Genomic DNA, 18,446 nt, shown 5'->3' with positions numbered 1-18,446 from the left:
TCCCGCCCGCCTCCCGAGGGGACCACCACCGTGAAGATCCACAAGACCGGCCGCACCAAGCGCTTCGCCCTCGGCAGCACCGTCGCGCTGACCGTCGCCGGGATGAACGCCCCGGCCGTCCTCGGCTTCGCCAGCGACCAGTACCACCAGTACGTGATCAACCGCCCCGAGTACAAGGCGCGGTACGGCCACTGGCAGACCCTGTCGCTGCCCGCCGAGTTCCGGGTCAACGCCGTCCACGCCACCCTGCTGCGCACCGGAAAGGTGCTGATCGTGGCCGGGTCCGGCAACGACGAGAAGCAGTTCAACGCGGGCACCTTCAAGAGCCTGCTCTGGGACCCGGCGAGGAACACCTACAAGCTGATACCCACCCCCGCCGACATGTTCTGCGGCGGCCACGCCTCCCTCCCGGACGGCCGGGTGCTGGTGGCCGGCGGCACCCAGCGGTACGAGAAGCTGGACGGCGCGGTGAAGAGGGCGGCCGGCGTGATGCGGGTGCGCAACGAGAGCCCGGAACACGACCGCACCTTCCCCAAGGGCACCCTGTTCGTCGCCCCGAACGGCCGGGAGTACGCCAGCACCATCCAGGTGACCGTCCCCGCCGCGACCAAGACCGGCGCCGGGAAGCAGACCGTGGTCACGGCCGGCGAGCAGCACGTGTTCGTCGAGGCGGTCGGCGAGGGCCGGGACTACGTGAGCAACTCCCCCGCCCAGTACCGGATCAAGGGGCTGACCGGCGTCGACGCCCACAACCTGTACGGGCAGAGCGAGAAGCTCACCCTGGACAAGCAGGACTACCAGGGCATCCGCTCCGCCTTCGAGTTCAACCCGGACACCGAGCTCTACGAGCAGGTCACCGACATGGCGCACGCCCGGTGGTACCCGACCCTGACCGGGCTGGGCGACGGCCGGGTGGTCACCGTCTCCGGCCTGGACGACACCGGGCTGATCCTCAACGGCAACGACAACGAGATCTACGACCCGAAGGCCAGGACCTGGGCCAAGGGCCCCGACCGCTACTTCCCGACCTACCCGTCGATCTTCCTGACGGCGAGCGGCAAGCTCTTCTACTCCGGTTCCAACGCGGGCTACGGCCCCGCCGACAAGGGCCGCGAGCCGGGCCTCTGGGACCTGTCGAACAACGGCTTCCGGCCCGTCCCCGGACTGCGCGACCCGAAGCTGACCGAGACCTCCGCCTCGGTGCTGCTGCCGCCCGCGCAGGCCCAGAAGGTCATGGTGCTGGGCGGCGGCGGGGTCGGCGAGTCCCCGCTGTCCACGGCCCGCACCGACATCGTCGACCTGACCGCGCCCGAGCCCGCCTTCGTCCCGGGCCCCGACCTGCCGGCCGGCGGGACCCGCTACCTCAACAGCGTGGTGCTCCCGGACGACACCGTGTTCACCACCGGCGGCTCCAGCGGCTACCGCGGCCGGGGCGACAGCGACCTGCTCAAGGCCCAGGTGTACCACCCGGATTCCAACACCTTCAGCACCGCCGCCGAGCCCGCCGTCGGCCGCGACTACCACTCCGAGGCGCTGCTGCTGCCGGACGGCCGGGTCGCCGTGCTGGGCTCCAACCCGCTGTTCGCCGACAAGGCCGAGACCCAGCCCGGCGGCTTCGAGCAGCGCATCGAGATCTACACCCCGCCGTACCTGTACCACGGCGACCGGCCCGAGGTGACGGCCTCGCCCGCGGCGGCGAAGCTCGGCGGCACCGTCCGGATCGGCACCGCCCGGCCGGACGCGGTGACCACCGCCAAGCTGATCCGGCCGAGTTCGGTGACCCACGTGACCGACGTCGAGCAGCGCTCGGTCGCCCTGGACATCACCGGGCGCACCGCCGACGGGCTCTCGCTCACCCTCCCGGGCAACCCGAACCTGCTGCCGCCCGGCTGGTACATGCTGTTCCTGACGGACGCGGCCGGCACGCCGTCGGTCGCCCGGTGGGTCCAGGTCACGGGCTGAGCGGACGGCCCGCGCCGGGCCGGGTGGGCCGGGCGGGGCGGGCGCCTGTGCTCAGGGCACCGCCAGCGCTCAGCGCGCCGCCTGCGCCAGCGCGAGCGCGTACGGCAGCCAGAACTCGCCCGCCCGGGGCTCGCCGCGGCCGCACTCGCCGTCCGACTCCCCCGGGTTCTTGATCCACAGGTAGGCGTCGACCCCGGGCCGCCCCGTCTCGGTGGTCGGCGCCTCGCCGAGTGCCCGGCCGGGCGGGTTGCACCAGGATTCGGCACCCGCCGAGCCGTTGCCGCTGCGGCTGGTGTCGATGACGAAGTGCTTGCCGCCCAGGGCGGCGGAGAGCCGGTTGCCGTAGTCCACGTTCCGGTCGGTCGGATAGAAGTTGGCGACGTTCACGGCGAAGCCGTCCGCCGCCGCGATGCCGGACTTGCGCAGCGCCGCGGCCATCTCGTCCGGGTCCTGCGCCCAGCCCGGGTTGCCCGCGTCCAGGTAGACCCGGACGTTCGGACGCTTCTTCAACTCCTGGACGGCGAAGGCCAGCAGGCCGTACCGCTCGGCGGCCAGGTCCCCCTTGACCCCGCAGGTGTCCAGGGTGTGGGCGACGGCGTCCGGCTCCAGCACCACCCAGGCCCTGCGGTCGCCGAGGGCCCCGGCGACGCCGGTGATCCAGGAGCGGTAGGCGGCGGCGTCGGCGGCGCCGCCGGCCGAGTACTGGCCGCAGTCCCGGTGCGGGATGTCGTACGCGACGAAGACGGCCGTCCGGCCGGCCTCGGTGGCCCGGCGGCTCACCTGGTCGGCGATCTCCCGGGCGCCCTGTTCACCGAGCCACTGGGAGGAGGGCTGGGCGGCGATCCGCAGCAGGGTGTCGGCCTCTGCGGCACGGCCCTGGCCGCGCAGCACGGCGAGCTGCTGGGCGGCGTTGGTGCGGTCGGAGACGTAGAAGGCCTGCCCGGGAAGCTGGTTGAGGCCCGCGGCGCCGCCCGCCGGAGCCACGGCGGACGTTCCGGCCCCGCCGGGAACCCCGGAGCCGCCGGGGGATCCGCTCACCCCGCCGCCCTCAGCGCCCCCGCCACCGCACCCGGCGACCGCCGGCAACGCCAGCAGTGCCAGACCCGCCGTCAGCCCGACCCGCCGGCTGGTTCCTGCCCGCCCCACCCCGCGCACGTACCGCCCCTCCGCACCGGCTCCCGCCCCCGTCGGACCGGTCCGGCGACCGGTCGGCACCAGCTAAGCACACCCGGCCCCGGCCGACGGCCGCCACCGGTGAACGGCAAGTGGCCGTGGGCGGACGGGAATCCGAACCCCGTCCAGCCACGGCCACGTGCGGCACGACTGCGCGTCAGCCCTGCTTGAGGTCCGGCACCCGCCAGTCGATCGGCTCGCCGCCGAAGGCGTCCAGCGCCGCGTTGATCTGCGAGAACGGGCGGCTGCCGAAGAACAGCTTGGCGGAGAGCGGCGACGGGTGCGCGCCCTGGACCACCACGTGCTTCTCGGTGTCGATCAGCGGCAGCTTCTTCTTGGCGTAGTTGCCCCACAGCACGAAGACCACCGGCTCCTCGCGATCGCTCACCGCCTTGATCACCGCGTCGGTGAACTTCTCCCAGCCCTTCGCCTTGTGCGAGTTGGCCTCGTGGGCGCGGACCGTGAGCACCGCGTTCAGCAGCAGCACGCCCTGCTCGGCCCAGTGCATCAGGTAGCCGTTGTCGGGGGCCGGAATACCGAGGTCGGCGTCCAGCTCCTTGAAGATGTTGCGCAGCGAGGGCGGCGTCTTCGTCCCGGGCAGCACCGAGAAGCTCATGCCGTGGGCCTGGCCGTTGTCGTGGTACGGGTCCTGTCCGAGGACCAGCACCCGGACCTTCTCGTACGGAGTGGCCTGCAGCGCGGCGAACTCCTGGCCGCTCGGCGGGAACACCTCGTGCTCCGCGCGCTGGGCCGCCACGAAGGCCGCCAGCTCCGCGAAGTACGGCTTCTCCGTCTCGGCGCCGAGCACCGCGCGCCAGGACTCGGGCAGCTCCAGCCCGCCGCCCTGGCCGGCCTCGACCACGCCCGCCTCGACCGTGTCCGTCACGACATCTACCTCCCACACCGCGGCTGCTGCGCCGCCCGCCCTCTTACACCCCGAACGCTACACAGCCCCACCGACAACTCACTCCACGGGCGCCGGAGCCGCAGCACCGGCCGCCCGGGCCGCGCGCACCACCCGCACGTGCTCCACCCCGTTGAGCGCCACCAGCAGCACGGCCAGCACCACCAGCACCACCAGGGCCGGCAGCCGCACCATCGCGGGCAGCAGCCCCAGCGCCACCGCCGCCGCGGCGATCCGGGTGGTCGAGACCAGCCGGAACATCATCCAGCGGGTGTACCCGAAGGTCAGCAGGTACAGCCCGCAGCCGCCGTAGAGCAGCCCCACCGGTCCGGCGCCGAGCGCCTGCCACGGGTCCGCGACCGTCTCCGCGAAGCCGACCGCGACCCCGATCACCCCGGCCGCCAGCGCCAGGTGCCCGTACTGGAAGACCCTCCGGATCACGTCCCGCCGGGAGTCGGCGACCACCACGGCGTGCCGCATCGCGTCCGCCGCGAACACGAAGTACTGCCACCACAGCCCGGCCGAGATGGTGAACGCCGCTGCCACGGCGGCCAGTTCGGCCGCATCCAGCCGGGCCGCGGCGGCCGAGCCGCCGATCCCGACGACCGATTCGCCGAGCGCCACCAGCAGGAACAGCGCGAACCGCTCCGGCATGTGCGACGGGTGGTAGGCCACCTTGGCGAGCCGCCGCCGGAACACCAGCGGCGCGGCCAGGTCGCAGAGCGCGGCCGCCGCCCACAGCACCAGCCGCGGCCCGTCCGGCAGCAGCCCGCCGACCACCAGCAACGGTCCGCTGACCAGCACGCCCGCCCCGTACGGGCCGCGCCACACCCCCGGGACGCGCACCAGCAGGAGCAGCAGCACCACCCGGGCCAGCCAGTACCCGGCGCCGAGCAGCACGCCCCGGCCGCCGTACGCGCCGGGGACGGCGAGCGCCATGAACAGGCCGGCCAGTCCGACCAGCAGGATGCCCAGGCGGTCGCGCGGGTTGTCCACGTCACGGATGTTGGCCTGCACGGTGGTGCCGACCCAGCACCAGTACACCGGCACGAACACCACCAGGGCCCGGACCAGGCCGGTCAGGTCGTGCTGGTGGTGCAGCAGTCCGGAGACCTGGGTGATCGCGAAGACGAAGACCAGGTCGAAGTACAGCTCCGCCCAGGTGACCCGCTTCTCCGGCTCCTCCCCCGCCGCTTCCCCGGCCGCTTCCCCTGCCGCGCCTTCGCCCGTCGCCGCTTCCCCCGCCGTGCTCATCCGCCCGGTCCTCCCCACGCGTACGGAACGAGCCCCGCCCCGGCCCTCGGCCGGGACGGGGCTCGCGACTGCACCGCAGAGGTTAGACCAGCTCGACCAGGTCCGCGATCGACTTGACCACCCGGGTCGGCCGGTACGGGAAGCGCTCCACGTCGGTGGCGGAGGTCAGGCCGGTGAGCACCAGGATGGTCTCCATGCCGGCCTCCATGCCCGCGACGATGTCGGTGTCCATCCGGTCGCCGATCATCACGGCGGTCTCCGAGTGGGCGCCGGCGGTGTTGAGCGCCTCGCGCATCATCAGCGGGTTGGGCTTGCCGACGAAGTACGGGTCCACCCCGGTGGCCTTGGTGATCAGGGCCGCGACCGAGCCGGTGGCCGGCAGCACGCCCTCGGTGGAGGGGCCGGTCTCGTCCGGGTTGGTGCAGATGAACCGGGCACCCGCGTTGATCAGGCGGATCGCCTTGGTGAGCGCCTCGAAGGAGTAGGTCCGGGTCTCGCCGAGCACGACGTAGTCCGGGTTGTTGTCGGTCAGCACGTACCCGGCCTGGTACAGCGCCGTGGTGAGGCCGGCCTCGCCGATCACGTACGCGGTGCCGTTCGGGCGCTGGCTCTTGAGGAACTTGGCGGTGGCCAGGGCCGAGGTCCAGATGCACTCCTCCGGCACCTCCAGGCCCATCCCGGCCAGCCGGGCACTGAGGTCGCGCGGGGTGTAGATGGAGTTGTTGGTGAGGACGAGGAAGGGCTTGCCGGACTCCCGCAGCCGGCGGAGGAACTCCTCCGCCCCGGGGATCGGCGTGCCCTCGTGGATGAGGACACCGTCCATGTCGGTCAGCCAGGACTCGATGGGCTTGCGGTCTGCCACGTAGGTGTCTCCCTCGGTCTTGCAACGGTTCTGAACGATCTCGCACATCGCTCCGGACCGGACACCCTCGGCCGGCCGGGCGCCACTGGCTGCCCCAACGCCGACCAGCGTAGCCGCGCCCACCGGCAACGGCCCAGCACACCTCCCGGCACCCGGCACTCGGCGCCCGGCACGTGCGGAGCGCCCCTACCGCCGGCCCCCGGCGGCAGCCCACTCGAAGCCGCGCGAACCCCCGAAGGATCAGGCCGCCGTCCCATCGCCTCGATCCTCCTCCGGATCCGGTCCGTTGAGGACGCTCCCGTCGCCCCAGAAGCCGCAGTCGTGCTCGGCCCCGAGGTCGACCGGCCGGACGGCGTCGGGGCGCAGGGACATCACGTCGTCGCCGCGGAACCGGGCCCACGGGCGGCCGCTGGTCGCAAAGGCCGTCCAGGCGTGGATCATCCGGTCGGAGAGCCGCTGCTGGGCCGGTGTCAGCTGGGCGGGCCAGCCGGCGACGTCGAACAGGTACGGCAGCTCGGAGCCGTGGTACGCGCCGGGCGGCAGGCCGGGGGCGAAGCCGGGCTGCCCGGGGGCGTCGCGGTCGGCGAACTCGTAGGCGTACACCTCGGTGTGCCGGGCGAGCAGGCGGTCACCGGTGAGCGTCGGGCAGGACCAGATGCGGTCCGTGGCGAGTGCGGCCCAGGCGAGCGCGGGGGAAGGGTAGGCGTCGGCCGGGTACTCGTCGGCGACCTGGCCGGCCTGGTCACCGAAGCTGTCGGCGAGCAGGTGGTCGTACCGCTCCGCGGTGATCGGTTCGACGTAGCGGTTCTGCGCGGCGACCCAGCCCCGGTGCTCGTCGCGGTTGCCACCGCTGAGCACCGGCACCCGCTGGAACCGGCCCTCCCGCAGCGCGGCCGCCGGTTCGAGCGGGAGCAGCGAGGTGCCGTACGCGGGCCGGGTGAAGGCGGTGCCGTGCCGGTACAGGGCGGCCGTCGGCTGCTGCCGGAGGCAGTCCAGCGTGTGGCAGCCGACCGTGGCGGCGAGGGTCTGGCCGGCCGCCTCGACCGACGTGCGGTCGGCCCAGGGCGAACCGGCGGGCATGCCGGGGAAGAACAGGTTCCGCGGGTAGTCGATCAGGCAGGATCCGCTCTGGATCACGGCCTTGTCGAACAGTCCGGCGGCTGCGGGCGAGGTCAGCTGGGAGCACACGCTCATGCCGCCCGCGGACTGTCCGGCCAGCGTCACGTTGCGCGGATCGCCGCCGAACGCGGCGATGTTCCGGCGTACCCAGCGCAGCGCGGCCTGCTGGTCGGCGAGCCCGAAGTCGCCCGAGTCCGCCAGGCCCGGGTAGCCGAAGGTGCCGAAGACGCCCAGCCGGTAGTTGACCGTGACCACGACCGCGTCGCCGCTGACCGCCATCCGGTGCGGGTCGTAGTCGCTGCCGGCGCCGGAGGTGAAGCCGCCTCCGTGCAGCCAGACGATCACCGGGCGGTGGTCGGCCCGGGCCGGCGCGGTCACGTTGAGGTAGAGGCAGTCCTCGCTGCCGTCGGGCTGGTCGGGCCGGCCCTGCGGGCAGCGGTTGCCGGGTGCGGTGGCCGACCGGATCCCGGCCCACGGCGCGACGGGCTGCGGATCGCGCCAGCGCAGCGCGCCGACCGGCGGTGCGGCGTACGGGATGCCCTGGTAGGTGCGGTAGCCGTCGTGCGTGCTGCCGAGCACCGTGCCGGCGTCGGTGGCAGCCACCGCGCCGGTGCCGGCGGTGTCGGCGGCGGCGGCCGGTGCGGTCGGCAGGGCGGCGAGTGCCGCCAGCAGCGCGGCGGCCAGCAGCCTCGGGACGCGTGTCATCACAAGCTCCCCCCGTCGGGATTGTTGATACGTGTGTATCACACGGCAGGGGAGGTGCGAAACAGTTCGTCGAGGTGGTGGGTCAGGATCGCCAGCGCGGCCTCGCCGTCCCGCTGGCCGCCGAGCACGCTGGAGCCGAGCCCGTTGGTCATGGCCAGCAGCCCGGCGGCGGTCAGCTCCGGATCGCGCCCGGCCGGGACCTCGCCGAGCTGCTGGGCGGCCCGGATCTGCTTGGCCAGGAAGGATTCGAGCATGTCGGGGTACGTGGTGCCGTGCTGCTCGGCCAGCCGCGGCTCGCTCAGGACCAGCGTGTAGTACGCGGCGTAGGTACGGGTGATCCGGCGGCTCTCGGCGTCCGTGGGCAGGATGCAGGACAGGATCGCGGTGACGATGCCGCGCGGGGTCGGCGGGCTGCCGGCCGCCGCGATCCACTTCTGCATCCGCACCTGGAGCTGCGCGCCCAGCCGGGCGAGCGCGTCCATCAGCAGCTCGTCCTTGGTGTGGAAGTAGTACTGCACCAGGCGCAGCGACACCCCTGCCTCGGCGGCCACGACCCGCATGCTGGCCGCCTGCAGGCCCTGGGTGTCGGCGATCCGCAACAGCGCCTCGGCGATCTGAGTACGCCGCTGCTCGTGGTCGACGCGGGTGGACACTTCTCGACTACCTCCGAAATCTGATACAACCGTATCACCGTGAACCAGAGGGGGCGCCCGGTGACCAGGACGAGGAACGCGCTGATCTGGGGTGGCATCGCCGCCCAGCTGTTGTTCACCGTCTCATGGCTCGTCGGCGGGCTGGTCGAGGGCCGGGGCTACCGGGTGTCCGCGGACACCATCAGCGACCTGGGCGCGCTCACGGCGAGCCACCCCGGCTGGAAGCTGGCGGCGCAGGGCATCGCCGGACTGCTGACCATGGCGTTCGCGCTCTTCGCGCTGCGCCCGGCACTCGCCGTCCCCGGCGGCCCCCGCCCGGTCGCGGCCTGGCTGGTGGCCGCCTCCCCGGTGGGGCTCGACAACGTCGCGGACGTCCTCTTCCGACTGGACTGCCGGGCCGCCGACCCCTGGTGCGCGCACCGCCTCACCGGCGACTCCTGGCACGCGAGCGCGCACGTCGGGCTGGCCCTGGCCGGCTTCGTGCTGCTGGTGATCACCCCGGCCGTGCTGGCCGCGCAGTTCCGGGCCCACCCGGCCTGGCGGGGCAGCGCGAACGCGGCGCTGGCCTACAGCCCGGTGATGTTCGTCGGTGTGCTGGTCTACGTCGGCCTGCACGGGCGCGACGGCGCCGGCTACGCCGAGCGCGCGCTCGCCCTGGCCGCCTCGACCGGAGTCGTCCTGCTGGCGCTGCGGGCGAGCAGGCTCACGGGCCAGGAGCTGGACAGGGGCGCCCCGCGGACGGGAAAGCCCCCGTACGCGACGGCCCCGGCGGACGCGACGGCCCCGGCGGACGCGACGGCCCCGGCGGACGCGACGGCCCCGGCGGACGCGACGGCCCCGAGCGGGGAACGGGAGGAGCCGGGAAACCGGGAGGCGCCGGGAAACCGGGAGCAAAGGGGCGCCTCGTGATTGAGTGGGCCGCATGAACCCGCTGACCGCCCCCCGCCCCCTCCGCGTCGGCCTGATCGGCTACGGCCTGGCCGGCTCCGCCTTCCACGCCCCGCTCATCGCCACCACGCCCGGGCTGCGGCTGGACGCCGTGGTCACCGCCAACCCGGAGCGCCGCGAGCAGCTGCGGCGCGAGCACCCGGAGGCCCGCGCCGTCGACACCCCCGAGCAGTTGCTCGCCGACCCGGACACGCTGGACCTGGTGGTCGTCGCCTCGCCCAACCGCACCCACGCCCCGCTGGCCCGCGCCGCCCTGCGGGCCGGCCTGGCCACCGTGGTGGACAAGCCGCTGGCCGGCACCGCCGCCGAGGCGCTGGAGCTGTGCCGGCTGGCCGAGGAGCGGGGCGTCCTGCTGTCGGTGTTCCAGAACCGGCGCTGGGACGGCGACTTCCTCACCGCGAGCCGGCTGGTGCGCGGCGGCGCGCTCGGCCGGGTGCACCGCTTCGAGTCCCGGTTCGAGCGGTTCCGCCCCAAGCCCAAGGCGGGCTGGCGCGAGCTCGCCGACCCGGCCGAGGTCGGCGGCACCCTGTACGACCTGGGCAGTCACCTGGTCGACCAGGCGCTCACCCTGTTCGGGCCGGTCGAGACGGTGTACGCGGAGATCGACGTGCGGCGGGACGGCGCGGTGGTGGACGACGACGCCTTCGTCGCCCTGACCCATGCCTCCGGCACCCGCTCGCACCTGTGGACCAGCGCCATCACCCCGCTGACCGGCCCCCGGCTGCGGGTGCTCGGTGACACCGCCGGGTACGTCAAGCACGGCATGGACCCGCAGGAGGCCGAACTGCGGTCGGGCCGCCGCCCGGACGGCACCCACCCGTGGGGCACCGACCTGCCCGAGCACTACGGCACCCTGGGCAGCGACGGGTCCACGATCCCGCTGCCCACCGACCCGGGCGACTACCCCGCCTTCTACGCCGGCATCGCCGCCGCCCTGGCCACCCCCGGTACCCCGCCCCCGGTCGACCCCCGCGACGCGGTGGCCACCCTCACCGTCCTGGAGGCCGCCCGCACCTCGGCGGCCACCGGCCGGACGGTCCGGCTGAGCTGACGGTCCGACCGACCGAACCCCGCTTCACCTTTCCTCGACCGACTCTCCTACTCGCCGTGATCCCGTTCGCCGGGATCGTCGCGGCCGCGGCGGCGGCGATGAAGGCCGCGACCGTGCCGGCGGACGAGGTGGAGCGCAGCGGGGCCGACGCCGCCCTCACACCCCGATGACCTCCACGGCCGAGCCCAGCCCCCGGAAGTCCGCCACGTTGCGGGTGTACAGCGGCAGCCCGTGGGCGGAGGCGACGGCGGCGATCATCAGGTCGATCCGGCGCGGGCGCGGCTGCCGTCCGGCGGCGATGGTCAGGGTGACGAGGGTGCCGTAGCGGGCGGCGGCGGCCGCGTCGAAGGGCAGCGGGTCGAAGTCGGCCATCGCCGCGCCGAGCACCTCCAGCCGGGCCGCCCGGCTGATCGGGTCGCGGGCCATCGAGACGCCCTGCTGGAGTTCGGCGAAGGTGATCGCGGTCAGCTCCGGCACGGCGGGCAGGTCGCCGGGGCTGAGCAGCGCCAGGTCGATGTACACACAGGTGTCCAGCACCCCGGCGGGCCGCCGCCGGGACGCCCTCCGGCGCTCAGCCACGCCGCCGCTCGAACGGGTCGTCGCCCTCGTCCCCGACGAGTTCCTCGGGCCCGAAGTGCTCCTCGGCCTCCTTGCGCATCTCCTGGTAGTCCACCCGCGGCAACTTCACGTGCCGCGCCACCAGCTCCTCCGCCGTGAGCCGCCGCCGCCCGGACACCGGCCGCAGCTCCGCGACCTCGACCCCGTTCCTGGTGATGTGGAAGGTCTCCCCCGCCTCCACCGCGTCCATCACCGCGGCGGAGTTGTTCCGGAACTCCCGCTGGGTAATCGTCCTCATGCCCTCCAAGGTAGCCCCGCGTAGCACCGACGGCTACACCCCGCGCGTTCGTGGATTCACGCCCCGCCGCCCCGGCCGATCGACTACGTTCGAACACAAATCGATCAGGTGGGGGGCTTCTGTCATGGCCGGGACCAATGAGAAGGACCAGAACCCGTGGCTCTACGGCCAGGACGGTCCACCGTCAACCACTCTGCCCCGCCCCGCCGGCCCCTGGGCGGGCGCAGCCGGGGCGGGCGCCCCCGTCCTTGTACAGCCGGCCGTGCTCCAGCAGACCGCCGGCGAAGCGCGGCGGCTGCGCGGTGAACTCAAGTCCTCCGTCACCCGCGCCGAGCCGGACACGGCGGCGGCGGTCCAGGCGCTGGCCGACGGGTGGGCCAGCGGGCCCGCCCTCTCCCAGGCGCTCACCTGGTGGAAGGCCCGCTGGACCAGCCTCGACAACCGACTCGGCCTGGCGGCTGACCGTCTGGACGCCACGGCACGCAGCTATCACGCCGCCGATGCCTCCGCCGCCACCACCTTCAAGGGGCCGTGAACGATGGTGACCTTCGCCCAGCTCCGCTCCGCGTCCTTCGAGTCCCTCGACCACGCGGGCGACACCTGGACCGGCGTCTCCGGTCACATGGAGCACCTCGCCGGCCAGGTCCGGTTCGGCGTCCTGCACCCGCTGACAGGTAGCAGCGGCAGTCCCTACGCCCCCGTGTCCGGCGAGCGGCCCTGGACCGGTCCGGCCGCCGACGAAGCGGCGCGGGAGATCGGATTCCTGGCCGACGAGATGGCGGCCTTCCACTTCGAGGCCCTGGCAATCTCCGCGGCCCTGCACCGTGCCAACAAGGCTTTCGCCGACGCCAAGCAGAAGCTGCTCCGGGCGATCGGCGACGCCGAGGGCTTGGGTGCGACCGTGGCCGCCGACGGCTCGGTCACGCTGCCCGGGCTGTCTCGCGAGGAGCGGAACGACCCTGAGGCGGTGGCGTACCACAAGCGGAAGTGGGACGAAGTCCAGCAGCACGTCCAGGTCATGACCGCGGCTGTGACGGCCGCCACCGAAGCCGACAGGACCGCGGCCACCGCCCTCCTCGCGCTCAACCCGGAGGAGGTCGACCCGGCAACGCATCCTGATGGGCTCGGCAACGCCCAGGGAGACCTGGCGGCGGCCGCGGGCATGCCGACCAACCCCAACGATCTGAAGGCATGGTGGGCAGCCCTCGACCCCGCCGTACGGGCCGGGCTGCTCGCGTCCGATTCACCGAAGCTGATCAAGGCGGGGATCCTGGGTCCGACCGGCTACGAGTGGTCGGCACCGGACACAGGGGCCGGGCCGTGGAAAGTCCGGGAGCCGGGCCTGCGCGAGCAGAACATCCGGGCGATGGCATTCGCCATGGTCGGCGGCGGCTCACTTGTCGGCTACCCGGATGCCTCCGTCAACATGGCGCACTACCTGGACGGGACCGGCACGCCCCTCACCGTGGACGTCGACCGCATGCTCGGCGACGACGCCGGCTTCAAGGAGGACGCGGGTGTCCAACTGGCCGCCAACAGCGCCCAGTGGCGGCAGGCCGCGTTGGCGGCGTTCGAGAAGTCGGGAGGGGCTCCGGTCGCAATCCCCGTGGAGAGCCCGGTCGCCCATCGCACGTTCGGTGACCGCAACTGGTTCCTGGCGGTCGGGAGTCATCCGTACCTCACGTCCGGAGTGGTGACGGCCGTCCCGGGGCCGGACGGAAAGCCCCGGGTCTCCCTGCAGTACCAGGTCAACGTTTGGGACCGTTACAACTGGGACCCCGGCAAGAGCACGCCGATCGCCGGTACCGACATCACGGACGCGGACATGGCGAGCCTGCACCAGACCGGGCTGGCCAAGGAGTACGACATCGTCGGCAGGACCAAGCCGATCACCGTCCGGCTCGATGACGCCGAGGGTGGTCCCGGCGGTGGCGCCGAATCACGAGGGGGCCGCCGGGGTGCGCGGGGCGGGGCTGTGAGGCAGGAACAGTGAGGCGACGGCGATGGCGGACCCTGCTGCTGGGGGTCGTGCTGCCACTGGTGCTCACCGCGGGCGCGGTGGGAGGCCTGTACTGGTTGCGGGAGTGGGATCGACATCCGGCGGCGGACAGTGGGCGGCCCGGGTCGTGGGTGACGGTCCGTTCCGAGGAGGTCGCGGCGTTCGCGCGGGTGCGGGTGCCCGGGTCGGCGGGCGAGCTGCGGTGGGCGTACCGGAAGGGGCTCCAGGACGACGTGGCGTTCCTCTCGTTCCGGCTGCCGCCGGGCGAGGAGCAGGGGTTCCTGAACGGACTGGGGATCTCGCTGACGCCGGACGCCGGCACGGACCTCGGGAGCGGTGTGCTGGAGGGGTTCCGTCAGGCGGGGGCGCCGGACCCGAGGGCGGCAGGGGCGTTGCGCCACGGTTCCGTCGTCGCCGACGCGCTGCCCGGCCACGACAAGCGCCTCGCCGAGTCGGCGTGGCTGGCGGAGGAGGCGGACGGGGGGACGCGGGTGTGGGTGCACGCGGTGGACGCTCCGTGAGAAATTCCCCTTTACACCGGGAACCCGGGGGGCCGTAGGATCGTCGTGCTGAACGTCCGGAGCCGGGAAGACATCGAGAGGGGGGCCTGCCGTGGGTGTTGTCGCGATGTTGCTGGGCCTGCTCCGGGTGTTGACCGGGCAGTTGGTGACCGACGGCGGCGGGCTTGCGTCCGTCGCCGCCGTGGCGGCGATGGTCCTGGTGGCCGGGGCGGTCGCGGGGGCCCTCGCCGGGGCGCGGTTGCTCGGGGCACGGGCCCCGGCCGCGGTGCGCAGCGGGGTGCTGCGGCGCCGCGCGTTCCGTACGGCGTTCCTTCCGCAGCGTGATCCGGATGCCCGGGGCAGGCGACGCCCCAGGGCGCCGGGAGCGGCCCTGGCGGCCGCGTAGTCCCGCAGTTCTCCCGTACGGTGCCCGCGCTCTCGCGGCTGCCCGTACCTTCTTCGCGGCCGTCCTCCGCCGATCACTCATGTCCTGAGACCCCGGAGGGCTCGCTTCACCATGTCCGTTCTGTCTGTTCTCGACCCGGCCGTCACCGTCGCCCACGCCGTGGTCGCCACGCTCGCCCACGCCCTGCCGGCCGCGCTGGCGATCGTCCTGTTCGTGCTCGCCGTGCGGCTCTGCCTGCACCCGCTGGCGCGGGCGGCGGCGCGTGGGGAGAAGGCCCGCTCGAAGCTGGCGCCGAAGATCGCCGCGTTGAACGCGAAGCACAAGAAGAACCCGGAGAAGGCGCGCGAGGCGCTCGCGGAGCTGTACCGGAAGGAGCAGGTCTCGCCGTTCGCGGGCTGCCTGCCGATGCTGGTGCAGATCCCGTTCTTCTCCGTGATGTACCGGCTCTTCACCACCCCGAACGACCTGCTGGACCACACCCTGTTCGGGGTGCCGCTGGGCCTGCACGTCGGGAACGCGCACGGCGCCGGGCAGTTCGCGGTGTTCGGCCTGCTGTACGCCGGGCTGGCGGCGGTCGGATACGTCAACTACCGCCGGGCCCGGCGCGCGGCGGCCGCGCAGACCACCCCGCAGCCGGGGGCGGGGCTGCTGCCGTACCTGTCCTTCGTGTCGGTGGTGTTCGCGATGCTGGTGCCGGTGGCCGCCGCGCTCTACCTGCTCACCACCAGCGTGTGGTCGGCCTCCGAGCGGGCCTGGCTGTACCGGGGCACCGGCCAGGTCCCGGCGACGGCGCTCGCGGTCTGACCGGGAGGACATCCGAAGGCCGGCCGGGCCGGCGGTTCGGCGCCGCGGCTCGGCCCCGCGGCTCAGAAGTGGCGCAGCAGCTCCGGGAAGGCCGCGAGCTGCAGCGTCGCCTCGTCCGGGCCGAGGTCCTCGTGCTCCAGCACCCAGGTGTGCTCGTGCGGGATGAAGACGGTGCGCAGGCCGGCCCGGCGGGCGGGGGCGATGTCGGACTTGGGCGAGTTGCCGATCATCCAGGTGCGGTCCGGGTCGAGGCCGAGTTCGGCGGTGAGCTGCCGGTAGGTGTCGACGGACTTCTCGGCCACGATGTGGATCCCGCCGAAGTGGTGGTCGATGGTGGAGGCCGTCACCTTGGCCTGCTGCTCCTCCTGGTCGCCCTTGGTGAGCAGCAGCAGCCGGTGGCGGCCGGCCAGGGCGGCGAGGGTGTCGGCGACGCCGGCGATCAGTTCGACCTCGCCGCGCCGGGTGAGCGGGGTGAGCAGCTCGTCGATCCGGGCGAGCTCGGCCGCGGTGGGGGTGCGGTCGTCGTTCAGCTGCCGCAGGCAGTCGGCGAGGCTCTGCCGGAAGACGGTGGCGCCGTAGCCGAGGGCGGCCGCGTTGGCGGCCTCGATCCGGTCGAGCAGGGCCCGGGCGCCGTCGCGGCCTTCCGGGGCGGCGGCCCAGTCCAGGAAGCCGTCGATGACCCGCTCGAAGAGGACGTTGTTCTCCCAGAGGGTGTCGTCGGCGTCGAAGATGAGGATCTGGTCGGTGTGCATGAGGGTCCTTGGGTGAGGGTGGTCCGGTTCAGCCGAGCAGGCGGGCGGCGCGGTCGAGGGTCTCGCGGAAGTTCTCCTCGGTGGTCCGCTGCCGGGCCTCCTCGATGCTGAGCCACTCCAGCGGGGAGGCCGGGTTCTCCGGGCGGGCGTCGTCCGGGCTGGCGGTGGCGAGCAGGAAGCGCAGGTCGGCGTGCTCGTGGGCGGGCTCGACGGGCGAGGCCGGGACGGGCACCACGGCGAGGTGGACGAGGGCGGCGTCGGGCCAGGGAGTGAGGTCGGTCAGGCCGGTCTCCTCCAGGCCCTCGCGCAGGGCGATGTCCAGCGGGAGGGTCTCCCCCGGGTCGCCGTGGCCGCCGACCTGCAGCCAGGCCTGCTGGCGGACGTGCCAGCGCAGCAGCACCCGGCGGGTGGGCGGGTGGACGATCAGCGCGGAGGCGGTGAAGTGCAGCGGGGTGCCGCGGTCCCAGACGGAGGCGGCGTCTGTGGCGTCTGCGGCATCTGCGGCTTCGACCAGGGCGGTCGCCCTGGCGTGGTCGGCGGTCTCGACCGGGCCCTGCGGCCGGTGGCCGGCCAGGAGCCGGGCCAGGTCGGGGCTCTGCGGGGCGGGGCTCTGCGGGGTGGTGTCCGTGGTCACCATGGTGCTGGACTCTCCTCGTTCCGCCCCGGGGCGCCTCCGCCCCGCCCCGCGCCGGAGCCTCGCGCCCCGTACCGCGGCACGCCGGGCGGCGTCGCGCGGCACGGCGTCAACGGGCTTGCGGGGGTGGGCGATCGGGCCCGGGGGCTCCGGTTCCGGTGAACCCGGGAAGCCTAGCCCGGGGGTGCTCGGGCGGCCCACCGGTTTTCCCGGCCGCCGGGGCCCGTACCGGCTGGTCGGGCGCCCCCTCGGAAGGCCGTAGCCTGTGGTGATCGTTTCGGGACAGGTGGAGGGATGTCGTCATGGTGGCTGCTCCGGCGCTCGCCGAGCTGCGCGAGGTGTGCCAGCCGCAGGCCAAGCTGCAGAGCCGCAACGGTGAGCACTGGGCGGGCCGGCTCTACATGCGGGCGGTCTCGCTGCGGACCACCCGTCAGCTGGTGCGCACCTCGGTCTCGCCGAACACCCTGACCTGGGTGATGGTGGTGTGCGGGGTCGGCGGCGGCGCGGCCCTGCTGATCCCGGGCCTGACCGGCGCGGTGCTCGCGGCGGTGCTGTTCCAGCTGTTCCTGCTGTTCGACTGCGTGGACGGCGAAGTGGCGCGCTGGAAGCGCCAGTTCAGCATGGCCGGGGTGTACGTGGACCGGCTGGGCGCCTACCTCGCGGACGCCGCGCTGATGGTCGGCGCGGGCGTGCGGGCGGCGCGCGGCGGCTCGGAGCTGTGGGTATCGGCGGGCCTGGCAGCCGCGCTGGGCGTGGTCCTGCTCAAGGCCTCGACGGACCTGGTGGACGTGGCCCGGGCGCGCAGCGGGCAGGCGCCGGCGGACGAGGAGTCCACCCAGCCGCGTTCCCAGGGCATCGCGACGGCCCGCCGGCTTGCCTCGATCTTCAAGATCCACCGGGTGACCAACGGCATCGAGGCCTCACTGGTGCTGCTGGCGGCCGCCGTCGTGGACGCCGGACTGCACAACCTGGACGCCACCCGGTGGACGCTCGCCGGGATCACGGTGATCACCTGGGGGATGGTGGTGGCGCACCTGGCGTCGATCCTGTCGTCGTCGCGGCTGCGCTGAGGCCACCTTCCCGGCGGCTGCGGCGGGGCTGCGGTAGGGCTGAGACGCTCCTCCCCCGGCCGGGGGAGGAGCGCGTCGCAAGCCCGCCGCCGGGCGGACGCGGCGTCACCGGCCCGCACCGGAGGGTGGAGCCATGACGACGCCGCGGCCGACCACCGCCATCACCCGCTCCCCCGCCGCTGAGGCCGTGCCCGCCCCGCCGCGCTGGGCCGTCCGGGCCGCCCACCTGGCCGCGGTGACCGCCCTGCCCGCCGGGCTGTGGCGGCTCGGCCTGATCCTGGGCCTGCACGGCGGCTACACCGACGCGGGCTACCACGCGGTGGGCTTCACCGGCTGGGACGCGGTCTGGCCGCTCACCCTGAGCGTGCTCACCGAGGCGCTGGCCCTGCTCACCCTGGGCCTGGTCCGGCCGTGGGGTACGGTGCCGCCGCGCTGGATCCCGCTCCTCGGCGGGCGGCCGGTGAACCCGCGCCGGGTCGTCCTGGCGGCCTCGCTGGGCGCAGCCGGGCTGACGGTGCTCTGGACGCCGTTCCTCTTCTGGTGGGGCGTGCAGCATCCGAACATGACCCCGCTGGGGCATCTGCTGGTCGGCTTCCTCTACCTGCCCGCGGTCGCCTGGGGCCCGCTGCTGGCGGCGGTCACGGTCTCGTACCACCGCCGGCACCGCGCGGCCGCGCCGCGCAACCCCTGATTCTCCAGTGAGAGTCCTCGTTTTGGGGGGAGGGGGGGGGGGGGGGGCTCTTTTCCCAAAGGAGGGGGAGGAAGGGGGGGGAAAAACCAAAGGCCGAAGAAAG

At 73.7% G+C, this 18,446-nt stretch carries 20 protein-coding genes; 10 read left to right on the top strand and 10 right to left on the bottom strand.

Annotated features, from left to right (window positions below; all coding sequences use genetic code 11):
* The first annotated feature begins 30 nt into the window (after positions 1-30).
* Positions 31-1,962: a radical copper oxidase GlxA gene (gene glxA / locus ACZ4W5_RS04575; RefSeq protein WP_465652785.1), complete on the top strand. Its 1,932-nt coding sequence runs from the start codon at positions 31-33 to the stop codon at positions 1,960-1,962.
* 69 nt (positions 1,963-2,031) lie between these two features.
* Here the strand turns inward: glxA and ACZ4W5_RS04570 are convergent, their stop codons facing one another.
* The 6 genes from ACZ4W5_RS04570 to ACZ4W5_RS04545 form a co-directional block, all read right to left on the bottom strand.
* Entirely contained in the window at positions 2,032-2,946 is a 915-nt protein-coding gene (locus ACZ4W5_RS04570; RefSeq protein WP_465652783.1) for a glycoside hydrolase family 6 protein, read from the bottom strand.
* Positions 2,947-3,292: 346 nt separating this feature from the next.
* The gene (locus ACZ4W5_RS04565) at positions 3,293-4,021 is read right to left on the bottom strand and encodes a uracil-DNA glycosylase (RefSeq protein WP_360240734.1); all 729 of its coding nucleotides are present in this window, start codon (positions 4,019-4,021) and stop codon (positions 3,293-3,295) included.
* A gap of 78 nt (positions 4,022-4,099) precedes the next feature.
* Positions 4,100-5,293 (bottom strand): low temperature requirement protein A, encoded by a 1,194-nt coding sequence (locus ACZ4W5_RS04560; RefSeq protein WP_465652779.1) that lies wholly within the window; start codon positions 5,291-5,293, stop codon positions 4,100-4,102.
* 82 nt (positions 5,294-5,375) lie between these two features.
* Entirely contained in the window at positions 5,376-6,155 is a 780-nt protein-coding gene (locus ACZ4W5_RS04555; protein ID WP_360240728.1) for an HAD-IIA family hydrolase, read from the bottom strand.
* A gap of 240 nt (positions 6,156-6,395) precedes the next feature.
* Complete coding sequence (locus tag ACZ4W5_RS04550; protein WP_465652777.1) at positions 6,396-7,979, bottom strand: carboxylesterase/lipase family protein; 1,584 nt, start codon at positions 7,977-7,979, stop codon at positions 6,396-6,398.
* 38 nt (positions 7,980-8,017) lie between these two features.
* A complete protein-coding gene (locus tag ACZ4W5_RS04545) occupies positions 8,018-8,632 on the bottom strand; it encodes a TetR/AcrR family transcriptional regulator (RefSeq protein ID WP_360240722.1) in 615 nt (204 codons plus the stop codon).
* Positions 8,633-8,692: 60 nt separating this feature from the next.
* Here ACZ4W5_RS04545 and ACZ4W5_RS04540 point away from each other — a divergent pair, with 60 nt between their 5' ends.
* On the top strand, positions 8,693-9,541 hold the full coding sequence (locus tag ACZ4W5_RS04540) for a DUF998 domain-containing protein (RefSeq protein WP_465652774.1): 849 nt from the start codon (positions 8,693-8,695) through the stop codon (positions 9,539-9,541).
* 13 nt (positions 9,542-9,554) lie between these two features.
* A complete protein-coding gene (locus ACZ4W5_RS04535; protein ID WP_465652772.1) occupies positions 9,555-10,631 on the top strand; it encodes a Gfo/Idh/MocA family oxidoreductase in 1,077 nt (358 codons plus the stop codon).
* 156 nt (positions 10,632-10,787) lie between these two features.
* On the opposite strand, the gene ACZ4W5_RS04530 is transcribed toward ACZ4W5_RS04535, so the two are convergent.
* Together ACZ4W5_RS04530 and ACZ4W5_RS04525 are read right to left on the bottom strand one after the other, a co-directional pair.
* Entirely contained in the window at positions 10,788-11,210 is a 423-nt protein-coding gene (locus tag ACZ4W5_RS04530; RefSeq protein WP_375883256.1) for a type II toxin-antitoxin system VapC family toxin, read from the bottom strand.
* Positions 11,203-11,487, bottom strand: a complete 285-nt coding sequence (locus ACZ4W5_RS04525; protein WP_465652769.1) for a type II toxin-antitoxin system Phd/YefM family antitoxin — start codon at positions 11,485-11,487, stop codon at positions 11,203-11,205. Before ACZ4W5_RS04525 ends, ACZ4W5_RS04530 begins: the two co-directional genes overlap by 8 nt.
* A 124-nt stretch (positions 11,488-11,611) precedes the next feature.
* On the opposite strand from ACZ4W5_RS04525, the gene ACZ4W5_RS04520 reads away from it, so the two are divergent.
* The 5 genes from ACZ4W5_RS04520 (at position 11,612) to ACZ4W5_RS04500 (ending at position 15,196) form a co-directional block, all read left to right on the top strand.
* Positions 11,612-12,022, top strand: coding sequence for a WXG100 family type VII secretion target (locus ACZ4W5_RS04520; protein ID WP_465652767.1), 411 nt, complete (start codon positions 11,612-11,614; stop codon positions 12,020-12,022).
* A 3-nt stretch (positions 12,023-12,025) separates the two neighbouring features.
* The gene (locus ACZ4W5_RS04515) at positions 12,026-13,480 is read left to right on the top strand and encodes a hypothetical protein (RefSeq protein WP_465652765.1); all 1,455 of its coding nucleotides are present in this window, start codon (positions 12,026-12,028) and stop codon (positions 13,478-13,480) included.
* A gap of 137 nt (positions 13,481-13,617) precedes the next feature.
* Positions 13,618-14,007, top strand: coding sequence for a hypothetical protein (locus tag ACZ4W5_RS04510; RefSeq protein ID WP_465652763.1), 390 nt, complete (start codon positions 13,618-13,620; stop codon positions 14,005-14,007).
* 91 nt (positions 14,008-14,098) lie between these two features.
* Complete coding sequence (locus tag ACZ4W5_RS04505) at positions 14,099-14,392, top strand: DUF6412 domain-containing protein (protein WP_465652761.1); 294 nt, start codon at positions 14,099-14,101, stop codon at positions 14,390-14,392.
* Positions 14,393-14,503: 111 nt separating this feature from the next.
* Complete coding sequence (locus tag ACZ4W5_RS04500; protein ID WP_402485888.1) at positions 14,504-15,196, top strand: YidC/Oxa1 family membrane protein insertase; 693 nt, start codon at positions 14,504-14,506, stop codon at positions 15,194-15,196.
* 62 nt (positions 15,197-15,258) lie between these two features.
* Here the strand turns inward: ACZ4W5_RS04500 and ACZ4W5_RS04495 are convergent, their stop codons facing one another.
* Together ACZ4W5_RS04495 and ACZ4W5_RS04490 are read right to left on the bottom strand one after the other, a co-directional pair.
* Complete coding sequence (locus tag ACZ4W5_RS04495) at positions 15,259-15,948, bottom strand: HAD family hydrolase (RefSeq protein ID WP_465652758.1); 690 nt, start codon at positions 15,946-15,948, stop codon at positions 15,259-15,261.
* A 28-nt stretch (positions 15,949-15,976) separates the two neighbouring features.
* Positions 15,977-16,585, bottom strand: a complete 609-nt coding sequence (locus ACZ4W5_RS04490) for an NUDIX hydrolase (RefSeq protein ID WP_465652756.1) — start codon at positions 16,583-16,585, stop codon at positions 15,977-15,979.
* A 299-nt stretch (positions 16,586-16,884) separates the two neighbouring features.
* Between ACZ4W5_RS04490 and ACZ4W5_RS04485 the strand changes: the two genes are divergently transcribed.
* Both ACZ4W5_RS04485 and ACZ4W5_RS04480 read left to right on the top strand, forming a co-directional pair.
* Positions 16,885-17,652: a CDP-alcohol phosphatidyltransferase family protein gene (locus ACZ4W5_RS04485; RefSeq protein WP_360240689.1), complete on the top strand. Its 768-nt coding sequence runs from the start codon at positions 16,885-16,887 to the stop codon at positions 17,650-17,652.
* 133 nt (positions 17,653-17,785) lie between these two features.
* The gene (locus tag ACZ4W5_RS04480; RefSeq protein ID WP_465652753.1) at positions 17,786-18,343 is read left to right on the top strand and encodes a hypothetical protein; all 558 of its coding nucleotides are present in this window, start codon (positions 17,786-17,788) and stop codon (positions 18,341-18,343) included.
* The last annotated feature ends 103 nt before the right edge of the window (positions 18,344-18,446 follow it).

It is taken from the genome of Kitasatospora sp. NPDC029367, assembly GCF_055569135.1.
The sequence above is the reverse complement of the archived record's forward strand: the minus strand, read 5'-3'. Positions and strand labels throughout refer to the sequence as shown.